Here is a 14,823-nt window from a genome sequence, read left to right on the forward strand (position 1 = left end):
TTCAATTCTTTTCTTTGAACACCAAACTAAAAATGTAGCCCAAAACGAAACAGGATACCATACCAAAAAAAGCATACATTAAGAAGCTGATTTCGGTATACGCGCTTATGTACCATATCAATACCGCGCTGGATACCAATCCAAGGAGGGTGCCAACACCATTGGCCTTTTTGGTAAGAATCCCCAAGAGAAACATCCCCCCTAGACCTCCAGTAAACAATCCTAGATAGCGATAGAATTCATCCCAAAGGGATTTAATATTGGAATTGGCCATCCAAAGTGCCAATACCATCCCCACAAGACCGGTGAGCACGGTTGCAATACGTGCAATCTTCAACAGTTTTCTGTCAGGAATGTCATTGTTGAAACGCTTATAGAAATCATTACAAAAAGCGGTGGAAACTGAATTAAGACTACTGCTTATGCTGCTCATTGCTGCTGAAAAAATACCTGCCACCAACAGCCCTGAAACCCCAACGGGAAGTTCCCTGACAATATACCATGGAAAAATGGAGTCATTGTTTGAAATGCTAGGGGACAATCGTTCCGGGGCTTCCGAGTAAAAAATGAACAACAAGGTTCCCAATCCAAAGAAAATAATGGTTGCCGGAAGGGTCAATACCGCATTGGTATACAGGGTTTTCCTAGAATTTTTCACATCGCTACTGGTCAAATAGCGCTGTACTATGGTCTGATCGGTTCCTTGAGTGACCAAAGCCGAGGCCAATCCGCCAATGGTAACGACCCAAAAGGTAGCAGTCGTAAAATCAAAATCCATATTGGCTATATTGAACTTGTTCCTTTCCGAAGCATAGGAAACCATCTCCCCAAAAGAAGCCTCGGTATTCAACAGTATCCAGACCACGGCCAAAATACTTCCTCCCAAAAGAACAATGACCTGCATCACATCGGTCCAAATCACAGCTTCAATACCGCCAAAGGCGGTATATATGATGCAAAGCAAACTCATGATCAGAATACAGGTTTCCACAGGGATTCCCGTTACAATGGTTATCGCCAACGAAGGCAATAAAAGTACAATCCCTATTCTTCCAAACTGGAATAGAATGAACGATAGACTACCAAAGGCCCTTGCCAAGTAATTAAAACGCTCTTCCAGAAATTCATAGGCCGTGGTAATCTTAAGTCGGTTGAAAAAGGGAATGAACACCATTGCTATTACCGGTGTGATGATGATTGCCGTCATATTCAGCATAAAAAATGACCAATCCGTGACAAATGCTTTTGCCGGTATGGCCATAAATGTAATGGCACTCAACAGCGTTCCAAAGACACTGAGTCCACTGGCCCACCAAGGAATACGTCCTCCCCCAATGAAGTAATCGTTGGTTGACTTTTGTTTATAGGAAAAATACACTCCTATCAATAAGGATAACAATAAATAGGCTATCAGTACTATATAATTTGTGGTCCCAAATGGATTGGCAGCTTCTCCCAAAATCAGGGTTTGCACCATTGGTGTCCTGACCCCCGGGGAAATCTCGCCCGAAACAATTCTAAGCCCCTGATTTTCGGTCATTGGGAAAGAAAGGGCCGTTACAGGGAGGGGTCGGGGCAACGTATCGTACACAAACCACGTTTGGGTAATGGTATTATAGGCCAATATCTCTTTTGAAAATCCAGGGTGGTTGTTCAAGATGGAGTCTCTTTTTCGAATCATTCCTCTAGCAATGGAATCGTTTTGTTCCGATGGAACCTGCAAGGCAATCTCTTCCAACTTGTTGAATAGGAGTTCATCCGATCCCCCATAAATCAAAAGATGCATGGAACCCATTGCTTGCCCTGATGCGCCCATGACAACCCTTGGCTTTCCATCAATCGCAATATTGCCTTCTTCCTGCCATGTACCACTACCAAGGTCATACGAGACAAAAGAGGTCAACGGTGTGGATTTTTGACCTGAAATTTGGTTTCGGCCTCCAATGAGAAAGAGTTTTCGGGAGTGCTGGGTTTCTTGAACCAATGCCACATGCAGTGCACGTGGTTCCCCCGGAAATTCAGGCAGCTTTTCCCACTTTTCTGATTCCAATGACATTCGGTAAAAAGCATTGGTACTTCTATCATCGTTTTTCCCTCCAGCTACATACACATATCCTCCTTCAAGGACTGCTGTGGTATAGGCCAAGGGTTCAGGAAGAGGTGGATAATCCGTAAAAGTGACTTTTCCACTATCTGGGTCATATCCTATCAGAAAAACCAAATTACTGGTATTACTTGCATTTTCACCGCCAATGCATAAGATACCACTGGGCAATTGTACCGATGCCCCGTATGCCAATGGTTTTGGCAATTTCTCTTCAGCAATATGCCAAACTCCGTTTTCAAAAAGGTAGATGTCATCGCTCCATACTTTCTCACCTCCCTCCCACGGTCGTCCATTGGGAAAATTGGCCCCACCAGCGGCCAAAACCACATCATCCAGTTGGCCTCCCAGCATTCCAGCGTATCCCAAAGCGGTTTCACCTTGCAATTTTGAGGGCAATGCAACTCCTTCTTCAATTTTGACCTTATCCGCTAACTGCTGTGCCCTGACATTACATCCAAACAATAAAACGGTTGCAATCAATATATGGCCGACTATTTTTTTCATTCGGTAACCGGTTTAGTGGAAAATTCGATGCCTTGCTGCCCTATGGCAAAAGTGAACATCCAGTTTTGGTATGAATTGGTCCCAGGCACTTTTATCTCCACTTCGTTCCATCCTTTTTTTAAATGCACTTTGGTGGGCTCCCTAGTCCAATACAGTTCTTCTTTTTCCCATGGTGTTTCCTGATCTTGAGGTGTACCCCAACCCTCCGTTTTTGAGGGCTTCCATCCGGGGTTCTTCCATTCTGGTGACGGCAAGGGTTGTCCATTCAACAAAACTGTACCTCCATTCGCATCCCATTTTCCCCTTTGGGGAATACCCGAATATACCCTATTGGCCCTATATGGAGTTTCAAAACTTATCCAGGTATCTACTTCCTGTTCTTTACTGGAGTGAACATATGTTTTTGCAACATAGGTTTCTCCGGGTTGGGCCTCTGGAAATTGGCCTCCTTGTTTAAAACGATCGCGGATATAGACCGTATTTCCGGATGCCAGCTTCTTGACCTTACTTTTTTGGGCAGTCTCCATGGGGCCCGTTAGTTCCCAAACCGTATTGGCCTGTGACACATAGGGAAAGGGCTTATTCTTAAAATAAGCTTCCTTGTGGTGCATCAAGAATTTCTCGAACGCATCAAAATACTCATTTTCAACCGTTCCTTTTGGAGGTACCATGGTCAAATACTCCTTTGAGGCTTTCTGTACATCGGAGGTCCAAGTGGTCCATGCGTAGGTGAGCAGGGAAGGATACAACGGATTGGTGGTGATGGCCTCTTGCTCTTCATTGAGATTGACATCGGGCCATAAGCAAATGATTCCCCCCAATATTTTATTTTTTGAACCATTTCCGATGGGCTTAAAGAAAAGTTTTGGGATATGGATAAACGGATCGCCATTATTGATGTAATTGTTCCAAGAGTCCACTTCCCTGTATCCCTTTTCATCTACAAAATCAGGTTTCCAAGTTTGACGGATAACATCATTATCGGCTTCCAGTCCCGGGTTCCAAACCATGACCTCCCTGTCATGGTCCCGAACAAAGTTCACCATGTGGTCCATAAATCCTTTGGGGTCCTCTATCTCAACTTCATCAGAACCAATGTGTAGGATTGGACAGTAGCTTTTGGGAACCTCATTAAAAAATTCCTCCAAAATCCTTTCAAGAATTTTAATCCCTTCCCTTGACTCCATTTTATGTCCGGTAGCCGTTGTGAAGGCATCACTATGTCCCGGCATATCTATTTCCGGTATAACCTGTATCTGTCGTTCAGCGGCATATTCAATAAGACCTCGTATTTCAGCATAGGTATAGAACATGCCGGGGTCTCGCGAAGGTCTATGGTTTTTGGGGTCATTGAGTTCTGGATGGACCTTACTTTCAATACGCCATGCCGGTCTATCGGTCAAATGCCATTGGAAGGTATTCAGTTTGTACCTCGCCATCACATCCAATTGTTCCTTGAGCGATTGGATACTTTGAAAATTTCTACCCACATCCAACATATAGCCCCTTATGGAAAAGGCAGGCCAATCTGAGATTGTGCATTGCTGTAGTAAAATGACATCCTCCTGATGGAAAATTAATTGTCTTAGGGTCTGTAGGGCATAAAACTGACCTTTTTCTGTAGCAGCGGTAATATGAATTGCCTTTTCCGTAACAGTGAGATCATATCCTTCATCTGGAAGGGAAGGGTCTTTATGGAAATGTATTACGTCCTTGGCCTTGCCATCTATTAGGATTCCTGTGTCATTACAAATAGATTCCAACTCTGACTGAATGGATTCAGGCAAAATCGAATCGGCCTCCACCCGAAAAGATGAAATCGTTCGTACTGCTTTACCCCATTCCACCTTCTGCGGAAAGGGAATCAATTTTACAGGAGCATTATTCAGTGTTTCAACGGTGAACTTAGACTGAAAACTCTGTGAACATACTACGTTGGTGGTCAATAAGGAAGTTAATATCCAACACAGGGCATAACCTTTTTTCAATCGCTCCATGGTTTATTGTATCAAATCCGAAATCGGAATCTTTTGGAAATACAGCTCCTTGACTCCTTCATAAAGGATTCCAATGTGATCTTCATCAACCATGGTAAGACAAGAATAACCATATGTTCCCTCTTCATAAAGCTCTAGTTGGTTCTTCTCGGGCCAGCTCATTCCTCCATCGAAACTGGTCTTTATGGTGATATGGTCCCGTTTGGTCTTTGAATTGGGGTTTGAAAAAAACAGGATTTTTCCCCGTTCAGGATGTTCGTATGCCAAAATACTGGCCATACAATTGGGTTCGATCAATGCTTTTCGGGAGGTGGGGTGTTCTTCCCATGTTTTACCCATGTCAGTGCTAATGGCCACAGAACGACCATTGATAGAATCGTTTCGATTGGCCCGATTTCTATCGTCCCTCATGTTCAGCATAAGAACCCCGTTGGAGATTTCCACCACTTGCGCTTCGGTAGTCTCTGATTTTGCTCCAGTTCCAACGACCCAAGATTGACCACCATCTTCACTGTAGATGATAGTGGAATGCGGTATCCTATCCTTGTCCTTATACTGAGCGGCAAAGACCAACGTCCCGTTCTCCATCGTTATGCCAGAGCCCGGCCCGTTGAAAAACAATTGCCATTCTGGTTTCTTGGTCATGGATGTGATATTGATGGGCTTGGACCAAGTAACCCCATCATCTTCACTTTTCACCAAAATCAATTGGCCTGTCTCCCTTGGTGACATTCCAGGCTGGGAAGCATTCCATGCACGCTCTCCCGGATGACCATGGAGCCAAAGGGCCGCCACCCAAATGGTATTTGTGTTTTTGTCTACAAGCACTGCGGGATCTCCAATACCGTTTTGATCTTCGGATAGACCTCCGTACTCTCCCATATCCATGATAACTTTCATAGGTTCCCACGTTTGCCCTCCGTCCGTGCTTCGACTCATACCAACATCAATATCTTCTTGAAGATCCACAGGATCATTATACCGGTTATCGTACACCGCAATCAAGGTTCCCTTGTTCGTGGTGGCCAGACCTGGTATGCGATAGGTATCAATATTATCCTCATCTGCTTGCTTAAGGGCAATTCCTATACGTTGGGAACCCATCCCTGAAGTAATTTTAGGGCTTATCTCTGTTCCGCCTGCAAGCTTAATAGATACAAGCTTAGCATTAATCTTATGGGTCAATTCCGGAGTGCCCTCCAATTCAACAGATAGCCAAAAGTTATGTTCACCGGACCGTATGGGGCTATTCCCGGTGATGGTAAATATTGCAGTTGGTTTTGTGATCTTGCCAAAAACAGTTCCCTCTTCCATGTTACCGATTTCACTGTATAAAACTGTTGCCTCGGCAATATCATTGATATCCGTGGTACCTTCCAATGAAAATGTAAAGGCTTCCAGTTGCCTACTTTCCAAAGTATCGGTCAAGCTTATGCCCATACGTAAAACCGCATTCCGTTCCTTCTTGGCCAAGACAGGCATAGTTGGCTGCTTTGTTTCTATTTGGATTCCGGAATCCGTTTCTTGTCCACATGATATAATCCCTGCCAATGCAAGGGCCGTAATTGTCATCCCGAGTTTATTCTTCACCAATCCCATTGATTATTTATTTTCTTTGTTTTCTATTCTTTCAAATGTTTTCCAGCATTGATACAGGGCCATTGGGACATGAAAACAACCTCTCCACTTTCCTCCCTTGAGCGTTACATGAGGTTCTCCCTGTCGGTTTAAATATCCGAACCACTCCCCAAAAAGTGCATTTTTAAATGTTTCATAATATGTATGACATAATACAAATATACAATATATTTTAAATATCTTTGCCACTATAGACGTAAAAGATGTTATGTTTATATCATGGTGAGTTATAGCAATCCGCCATCAGCTTAAATTTCCATTATAGTTAACCAAAAGCTTTATGAAGCAATTAAAAAAGTTAAAGCCAGTTGACACCCTTTCACTAGTTGATAAAGTTGAACTAAGGCTATTGGAGTTTTTTAAGGAAAATAATCTTGGACCTGGCGACCCCATCCCAAAAGAATTGGATTTTGCCACCAACCTTGGGGTCAGCAGAACTGTTGTTCGTGAAGCTCTATTGCGGTTGCGGACCTTAGGGCTCATTGAATCCAAAAAACATAGGGGGATGATATTGAAACAACCTGATATCATCAACAATTTTGAGCGGATAATGGATCCCACCCTATTGGGCACGAAGACCTTAAAAAATCTGTTTGAGCTTCGGATGATTCTTGAAATGGGCATGGCCGATTTTCTTTTTGAGCACAAGACACAGAAAGAGCTTGATGAACTGGAAGAAATAGTTGAGGCGGAAGAGGCCACGAGCACAAGTAAGGTCAGGTTCTCATTGGACAAGGAGGTTGCCTTTCATGGAAAACTTTATCAGATTTCCAAGAATGATACCCTACAGAGGTTCCAAGGGTTGCTCTTGCCTGTTTTTGAATATGTTTATTTAAAAGAGACCAAGAACCGTGATTTGGATGATTATCATTACACAAAAGGCACATTTGTTACCCATAGAATGCTTTTGGACAATCTAAAAGTAGGCACTCCCGAGACGTTTAGAAATGCCATGCGAAGACATTTAGAGCCCCATTTTGACCATATTTTCAAAAACGGAAAAAAGTAACTTACCACACCTTTGGCACAATGGGCAAAAAGATTTTATTGCCCTTCCTCCTTTAATTCAGACCCTCTGGAAATAAAAAGGGGCCGACCAATGTCGAGCCCCTTTCTCTTGAACTAAACTAAACTAACTCAAAACAATCAATCAGATTTTACTGCCATCCGGGTGTTTGTTCCAACAATGGGTTTCTTCCTATCATATCTTCCGTAATGGGCAATATCAATTTATACTCATCGCCAGAGTTAAGAAAACTTACATTATCTATCACAAAGCTGTCTCCGGCACGCCTTAGATCCCACCAACGTTTTCCCTCACCAATAAACTCCTTATAACGCTCATTCAAAATAGCATTGGCATTGGCGGTTTGGGAACCATTCACATAGGCATGGGTGGCAGGTTCATAATTTTCACCATAAGCCCTTTGACGTATTTGGTTGATTTCACCAGAGGGGTCTTCCCCAAGAAGGTTCTTGGCTTCGGCCAATAACAAGAGTACATCAGCATATCTGTACAATGGCACATCATTTTCAAAAATTCGTTCAGAGCCATCTACTTGGCCCAAAAACTTTTTGAATATGGACCCAAAATATGTTGGTTCGCTATAGGTGGGATAACCAGCTCCGCCATTGTCATCTGTATACAATCTAATGAATGTTGCATCCTTTCGGGCATCGTCATTGTCATCCAACAATAAAATAGTTTTCTCGGATTGTCCATATCTATTTGCCCCTGCAATAATAAAATCTGCCATGGATTCTCCCGCAGCGTTGAACTGGGGATTGATTTCCGTACTTCTCCCTGTAAAACTGTTATAAATATTGGAGGCTTCATCACGCTGGTACTGAACAGCAAAAATAAACTCACTGTTTCCCTCGTTTGGCACTCCCCACAAATTATCGATGCTGGGTTCCAGGCTTATCCCAAAAGAAGCGATTTGTTGTAGAGCCGTTTTGGCCTCAGTAAGGTCGGCATTTCCACCTCCCATTAAATTCCCAGACCATATATAGACATCGCCTTTGAGCGCTAAGGTGGCCGCCTTGCTCCAAAAATTCTTGTTGCCCGCCCAAAAACTATTGTCCGAACCAAAAGCGTTCAACGAAGCTTCAATATCCGATTTTATGAGGGCCATAACATCACTTTGGGGCGATCTTTCCCTACTTAACCCGGCTGGGTCAACGGTTGCCAAAGGTTCCAAAATGATAGGCACATCACCCCAGGTTTTCAATAAAGTGTAGTAATACAATGCCCTTAATCCGTAGGCTTGACCAATTAGATGATCTTTATCGGATTCGTTGACAAAATCTATTCCCGGCACATTGATCAAAAAGTCATTGATCCGATGAATCTGGGTATACAATCCTGCCCAACCTCCAAAAGGAGCGGTTGAGACCGTAAAGCTCGATTCTATCAATGACTCATTTGCTGGCGATTCATAGGTTCTTCCTCCCCATACATCGCTTCGTATTTCTCCGAACAACCACAGGGTTCCAAATGCATCCCTTAAATTCGCAAACATTCCCGTATGTGCTGTCCTTGCGCCTTCTTCGGTATCCCAATATCCGGCAGTTGTCAATTGACTTGGTGCAACCAGTTCCAATTCGCTTTCACAAGCAAAGAGGCCCAGTGCTGCTATCACTATTACGATATACTTTTTCATTTCTGTATTTTTTAAAATGTTACGTTAAGTCCAATGGTAATGGTTTTGGGTACTGGAAATTCACCGTACTGTACACCACCAACCTCAGGGGTATCCCCGCTCATACTCTTAAAATAATGTAGGTTGGTCCCTGTTAGATTGATGCTCAACCTTTTAATTACGTCATTAAAATATTCAGTAGGCACATTGTACGTCAACGTTACCTCCCTCAAGGCCAAATAATCTCCTTTTTCCCAAAACTTTTCGTTGCCTTCGGTCTGCAAACTTCCTACACTTTCGCTTCCCCTCCAGACGTTCTTGGTTCCGTTTACGAACACAAAACGGGGCCAGTCAGTATCGGTGTTGTCAGGTGTCCATGAATCCAAGACCTCGATGGGTTGTTCCAAATTACCCTGCGTCTGTGCATATCCCTTATTTCTGATATGGTTCCATACCAAGTGTCCTGTGGCAAAATCCGTTTGAACGAACAGACTAAAGTTTTTGTAGGTAAGGCTCGTGTTGAAACCTCCGATAAAATCTGGCGTGGTACGCCCTATGACCTTTCTGTCAAGGTTATTGATTACACCATCCCCATTTTGATCTACCCACTTTACATCACCTGCCCATCTTTGGTTACGGCTGGCCCCGGGCACATACTCGTCGGTAATGCCATTGTCGGCATCAGCCTCGGCTTGATTGGCATAAATGGACTCTTGTTCAAAGGCCACCACCAAATCACCTCCATAACGTTGTCCTTCCTGAAGTCCTCCGACCCACTCTTCTTGGCCCGTAGCAGGATTCCAAATCAAGGTTCCGCCCTGTCTGTTCAAATCATTGTCATTCTCAGGTAACTCCACCACATAATTTTTGTTGGATGTGATGGTAGCTCCTAAATTCAAAGTAAAATCATCTTTTCTGATGACATCACCATTCACCTGCAGCTCAAAACCTTTGTTCCTATAGGTCCCGTTGTTGGTAAGTATGCCACTAAAGCCCGTATAATACGGTAATGTAAGACTTGCCAACTTATCTTTGATATCCCTAGTATAGATATCCGCGATGAACGACAGTCTATTATCAAACAAAGACACATCCAACCCTACATTGAACGTGGTTGCTTTTTCCCATTTCAAATCCAGTGTTGACAAGCTGGAGTTGGCATATCCCGTTTGACCATTGTACACGCCTTGCGAACCATAAGAACCATATACTCCATAATTGCTCAAAACATCTTGATTCCCGTTTACACCGTAACTCAATCTAGGTTTAAATATGCTTATGGCCTTGCCCAACCCTGAATTTTGGAAGAAGTCTTCGTTATGCGCATTCCAACCAAGTGATACCCCTGGAAAGAACCCAAACTTATTGTTGCCCAATCTTGAAGAACCATCATTTCTGAATGTAAACCCAACCAGATATTTATTGTCGTAATCATATAACAATCTTCCAAAAGTTGAAGTAATCACGTACTCTGTTTCAAAACTGTAAGGAATGCCATTAGCTTCGGCTCCTGCATTGAGTGTCTGAATCAAATCCGTTGGTGAATTTCTTGTACCAGCCGATGTTTGAAAAACATTATCCTTAAAATATTCCGCCCCAACCAATGCATTGACATTATGGTTACCAAAAGACTTAATGTAGCTCAAGGTTCCAGTCAACTGGTTTCTCAGGGTCCTTTCCAAACTAACACTTGCTTCACGGCCTGTACGCAAAGGTCCAGTAGTGCTGCCCACTCTATAGGCCTTGTTAAAACTCTCGTTATGGTCATTAATGGTAAAGTGGCTTCCGCTCAAAGAGAACTTCAATTCATCCATTAGATTCCAATCGAGACCTACTGAAGCTGTTAAACGCTGTTCCAAGTTCTTTCTTACAAACTTATCCTGATAATACAGAGGGTTACCAAAACCTTGGTTCTGCCCTACCGCATATTGATCGGACCAAGTTCCATCAGGGTTGCTGTCATAAGTTCTGGAAGTTGCAGCCTGTCCTTGGAACCTTCTGAACACGGTATCTTCATTACCCAATCCGCCTAGGCTTAAATTGGAATGGGAATATAAAATGTTGGAGTTTACCTTTACCCTGTCACTGATCTTGTAAGACCCACTAAACTTTCCGGAATACCTTTTAAAACCTGTACCCAATGTAAGTCCATCGTTGTCCAAAAGGCCCAATCCTAAGTAGTACGTACCTTTTTCGTTGCCTCCATCAAAGGATATATAATGGTCCTTGGATTCACTGGTTTGATAAATTCGGTCCCCCACATCCTTATTGTCATAAAATAGGATCTGTTGACCAGGGTTTAAAATATCCGGAATGGATTGCCATCCTGGCTGATTAAGAAGGTATTGATTATCCGAGGTCAACAATTGCGTGGTAAAGGGGTCATTTGTGGCATTGTTCCCTGTGGCCGCACTATGGTTACCGTCCAAAAAGGCACTAAATGCGCCTGGATTGGCTGTTGCCTCACGATACCAAGCCACTGATTGCCTATTGTAGTTGATATGATCTGCGGCACCAATATATTTCTGGTCGTTCCGCTCATTGTTTATACTGTATCTGTACTTATAATTAATAGAAGACTTACCTGATTTACCCGACTTGGTCGTGATCAAAATAACCCCGTTGGCCGATCGTGCACCATAAATGGCCGTGGCCGCCGCATCTTTTAAGACCTCCATCGACTCAATATCATCTGAGTTTAAGGCGTAAAAAGAGCTGGGAACTCCATCTACTAAAATCAGTGGTGAGTCACTACCACTAAAATTGGTTCCTCCACGCAGTACAATTTCTGGAGTAGATCCAGGTTGCCCCGTAGTATTGGTCACCCGTAAACCGGCAATAGTCCCTTGCAAGGCCGTGGCCGGATTGGAACGTGTGGCGCTTTCCAAAACTTGGGTGTCCAACTTTGCCACCGATGAAGTCAGGGTTGCCCTTGACTGACTACCATATCCTGTTACCACAACTTCATCCAGCATAGCTGTGTTTTCGGCTAAAATCACATCGATGTTGGTTTGGTTGGCAACCATAATTTCTTGGGTAGTAAACCCAATATAACTGAACACCAAAATATCGCCGGAACTTGCTTCAATGACATAATTTCCATCGAAGTCTGTCTGGGTACCATTTGAAGTGTTCTTTACCAAAACAGTGGCTCCCGGCAAGGGAACACCATCCGTACCTGTTACATTACCAGTTACCCGTACTTCCTGACCGTACATAGTGGCCGAAAACAGGCTTAACAAAGTAAAAAGGAAAAAATGAGTAAGTCTTCCCTTTTTCCAAGGGCACTCCCACAAATTGCTCCTTGTGCATTTTTCTACATAGTTTGAGAGTTTCATAGATTTTAAAGTTTGATTATCTAAGTGTTATGAAGGCGAATATATTAATTTTTGTATTATGTATAACATAATTCATTAAATTTTTTTGCTACTGTGCTGTATCTTGATAAAATGGCTTGGACATACATTCCGATATTTCTTCCTTTTCAAAAAGTAGTTTTGCCTTGTTCATCTTTTCGTCGTCAAAAGCCTTATGCGGAAAGCGACTGGGGCCCATGTCCAATCCAAATGATTTCATTAAGCTTTTACTACCCCCATGAAATCCACCCAAAGACTCTAAAATGTTAACAAAAGAAATAGCCTTAGCCTGAAGTAGTTTTGCCTTTTCCATTTCACCTTGAGATACGTAGGAGGCAATATCAATATACAATGGAGCCAAATGGTTATAGGTACTACCCACCCACCCTGTGGCTCCAGCTATCAGACTATCCAAAAATTTTTCATCTATCCCAAAGAAGAGTTTTATTTTTTGGGAATCATACTTTAAGCATTTGCCGAAATCTTGCATATGATCATTGGTGTACTTGATTCCTGCAAAATTTGGGATATTGGTCGAGGCTTTTTCCAAAAAATCGGCCATCAAAAAATCTACCCTTGTCAATACCGGTATGTGATAGTAGTAGAAAGGAATATTGGGAGCAGATAGTGCTACTTCTTTGCAATAATGGAGCAAATCATCCATTGTTCTAGGCTTAAAGTAAAAAGGAGGTAAAGCCGCGATGGCATCCACCATTTCAGCCGAATGTTCTGCCAATTCCCTGGATTCACGCAAATTGGTATGCCCCACATGGTTGATCAGGTAAAATTCTTCGGGTTTATTTTTAGCCCAAACTTCTATTAATTGTTTGCGCTCCGTGGTGCTCAATGATGTAAAATCACCTGTTGAACCGTTCACAAATGCTCCACTTACCTCATTATCTGTTAAAAACCCTGCATAATCTTTGATAATAGATAGATTCAAGGATGCGTCTGTCTGCATTGGAGCGTACGTGGCTGCTATCAAATTCTTCATATGTATTATGTATTACATATTGCTAAATAAAGCAATTTATATAATTTATCAAACAAAATTTTAGAATATCTGAATACCCCACCGTTCGCCAGTATTCCTGGACTTTAATTTTCTGTGATATTTTGGCATGGACCATACTGTTTACTAAAAGCGAAAACTATGTAAATTAATTCCCTACTACTTGGTCTGTTATCAGCAACTGAATTGAGCATGAAAATTCATCTCAGCAAGCGTACTCATCAAGGTACAGGATAAGTTGGAGCACAATACCTATCCAAATCGTTAAATCTTTCTAGAGATACCTCAGCTCAAGTTGGTTTTGCATAATTTTAGTTCCGATAAAATAAATTGAATGCCAATCTGTTTTATCCATACGGCCAATATTTTTTTTGAGTTTGAGCATTTGGCATCACTCATGACATCATCCAATGAATCCTAAAGATTTGTTTGGTCAACTTTTAAAGTAATACCACATAGGAACAAGTAACCAGTTATCAATGAATCCAACACTAGAACCATTCTTCAACCAGTCTTTGGATGGTCTTTGCATTGCCGATTATGAAGGGTATTTTGTAAAAGTAAACCCTTCATTAAAATTACTTTTGGGATATTCGGAAAAGGAGTTAAAATCAAGATTAATTTCCAGCTTTATCCATCCAATGGATCGGGAAATGACCGCTAACCACCGTGGAAAGTTGTTGAAAAACAAGCCTTTGGTCAACTTTGAAAACAGATATGTCACCAAATCAGGGGAGCATGTTTGGCTGCATTGGACTGCCATTCCCATATCTAAAAAGGGTCTCATTTATGCCATTGCAAAGGATATTACCCATACTAAAAAATTGGAACAGGATCGCATAACCCATTTAGACCAACTTTCTAAGATCAATGAAACCCTTAGACAACAAAATTATGCCACCCCGCATGATCTAAGATCCCCCCTCAATAATTTACTTTCCCTGCTCAATTTAATAGACCTTTCCAAAATTGATGACAAGGATACCCTCGAAATACTAGGCTTGATATCGCTCTCTGCAGAGGGTTTAAAGAGTTCCCTCAACACCTACTTAGATTCGTTGAAGCAACGTGAAGTATCCACAGAAAAATTGGAAAAAGTCAACTTTGACCAAGTGTTCCGGAAAGTCAAAAATTCTATTGGCGCATTGATTCAAAAAGAAGGTGTTGTGTTCAATACGGATTTTTCAGAAATGGAAGACATCGTCTTCAAACAACAGTTCATGGAAAGTATTTTTTTAAACCTTATCACAAATTCCATAAAATATGCGCAACCGGGTGTTCCCCCCATCATTTCCATTGCCACTGGGGACACAAATGGAAAAAAAACACTCGTCTACGAAGATAATGGTGCAGGAATGGATTTGAACAAAATGGGCAGTTCAATTTTTGAGATACGAGATAGGGACAGCGGAAACCAAGAGAGTAAAGGTGTGGGGCTATATTTGATAAAAAGCCAAATAACCAGCCTTGGGGGAAGTATTGAGGTGAAAAGTACCCTAAACAAAGGCACAACTTTCAACCTAATTTTTAAATAATCGTTTTAATTGAAACAAAGACCACCAAATCA

The 14,823-nt window shown here is 42.2% G+C and carries 8 protein-coding genes and 1 pseudogene; 2 read left to right on the top strand and 7 right to left on the bottom strand.

The window, feature by feature from the left end; translation table 11 throughout:
• Window position 1 precedes the first annotated feature (1 nt).
• From ACP14V_RS10470 to ACP14V_RS10485, 4 genes and pseudogenes are all read right to left on the bottom strand, one after another.
• On the bottom strand, window positions 2–2,611 hold the full coding sequence (locus tag ACP14V_RS10470) for a sodium:solute symporter family transporter (RefSeq protein WP_272610482.1): 2,610 nt from the start codon (window positions 2,609–2,611) through the stop codon (window positions 2–4).
• Window positions 2,608–4,608 (bottom strand): family 20 glycosylhydrolase, encoded by a 2,001-nt coding sequence (locus ACP14V_RS10475; protein WP_272610483.1) that lies wholly within the window; start codon window positions 4,606–4,608, stop codon window positions 2,608–2,610. The genes ACP14V_RS10470 and ACP14V_RS10475 overlap by 4 nt, the downstream gene beginning before the upstream one ends.
• Before the next feature lie 3 nt (window positions 4,609–4,611).
• Window positions 4,612–6,207 carry an exo-alpha-sialidase gene (locus tag ACP14V_RS10480; protein ID WP_424987300.1) on the bottom strand — a complete coding sequence of 532 codons (1,596 nt, stop codon included), beginning with the start codon at window positions 6,205–6,207 and terminating at the stop codon, window positions 4,612–4,614.
• A gap of 3 nt (window positions 6,208–6,210) precedes the next feature.
• Window positions 6,211–6,393: pseudogene (locus ACP14V_RS10485) on the bottom strand (AGE family epimerase/isomerase); the annotation flags it as partial.
• A gap of 133 nt (window positions 6,394–6,526) precedes the next feature.
• Between ACP14V_RS10485 and ACP14V_RS10490 the strand changes: the two are divergent.
• Window positions 6,527–7,255 carry a FadR/GntR family transcriptional regulator gene (locus ACP14V_RS10490; protein WP_272610485.1) on the top strand — a complete coding sequence of 243 codons (729 nt, stop codon included), beginning with the start codon at window positions 6,527–6,529 and terminating at the stop codon, window positions 7,253–7,255.
• Window positions 7,256–7,403: 148 nt separating this feature from the next.
• Here the strand turns inward: ACP14V_RS10490 and ACP14V_RS10495 are convergent, their stop codons facing one another.
• The 3 genes from ACP14V_RS10495 to ACP14V_RS10505 form a co-directional block, all read right to left on the bottom strand.
• Complete coding sequence (locus ACP14V_RS10495; RefSeq protein ID WP_272610486.1) at window positions 7,404–8,909, bottom strand: RagB/SusD family nutrient uptake outer membrane protein; 1,506 nt, start codon at window positions 8,907–8,909, stop codon at window positions 7,404–7,406.
• An 11-nt stretch (window positions 8,910–8,920) separates the two neighbouring features.
• On the bottom strand, window positions 8,921–12,226 hold the full coding sequence (locus ACP14V_RS10500; RefSeq protein WP_272610487.1) for a SusC/RagA family TonB-linked outer membrane protein: 3,306 nt from the start codon (window positions 12,224–12,226) through the stop codon (window positions 8,921–8,923).
• Window positions 12,227–12,314: 88 nt separating this feature from the next.
• A complete protein-coding gene (locus ACP14V_RS10505) occupies window positions 12,315–13,238 on the bottom strand; it encodes a dihydrodipicolinate synthase family protein (protein WP_272610488.1) in 924 nt (307 codons plus the stop codon).
• 497 nt (window positions 13,239–13,735) lie between these two features.
• Between ACP14V_RS10505 and ACP14V_RS10510 the strand changes: the two genes are divergently transcribed.
• A complete protein-coding gene (locus ACP14V_RS10510) occupies window positions 13,736–14,791 on the top strand; it encodes a PAS domain-containing sensor histidine kinase (RefSeq protein WP_272610489.1) in 1,056 nt (351 codons plus the stop codon).
• Window positions 14,792–14,823: the final 32 nt, after the last annotated feature.

It is taken from the genome of Flagellimonas alvinocaridis (genome assembly GCF_965248585.1).
Taxonomy (GTDB): Bacteria; Bacteroidota; Bacteroidia; order Flavobacteriales; family Flavobacteriaceae; genus Flagellimonas; species Flagellimonas alvinocaridis.

Bases quoted from the DNA above. Each gene is read 5' to 3' on its own strand.
- ACP14V_RS10470 (WP_272610482.1), bottom strand. From the start codon at position 2,611: ATGAAAAAAATAGTCGGCCATATATTGATTGCAACCGTTTTATTGTTT.
- ACP14V_RS10475 (WP_272610483.1), bottom strand. From the start codon at position 4,608: ATGGAGCGATTGAAAAAAGGTTATGCCCTGTGTTGGATATTAACTTCC.
- ACP14V_RS10480 (WP_424987300.1), bottom strand. From the start codon at position 6,207: ATGGGATTGGTGAAGAATAAACTCGGGATGACAATTACGGCCCTTGCA.
- ACP14V_RS10490 (WP_272610485.1), top strand. From the start codon at position 6,527: ATGAAGCAATTAAAAAAGTTAAAGCCAGTTGACACCCTTTCACTAGTT.
- ACP14V_RS10495 (WP_272610486.1), bottom strand. From the start codon at position 8,909: ATGAAAAAGTATATCGTAATAGTGATAGCAGCACTGGGCCTCTTTGCT.
- ACP14V_RS10500 (WP_272610487.1), bottom strand. From the start codon at position 12,226: ATGAAACTCTCAAACTATGTAGAAAAATGCACAAGGAGCAATTTGTGG.
- ACP14V_RS10505 (WP_272610488.1), bottom strand. From the start codon at position 13,238: ATGAAGAATTTGATAGCAGCCACGTACGCTCCAATGCAGACAGACGCA.
- ACP14V_RS10510 (WP_272610489.1), top strand. From the start codon at position 13,736: ATGAATCCAACACTAGAACCATTCTTCAACCAGTCTTTGGATGGTCTT.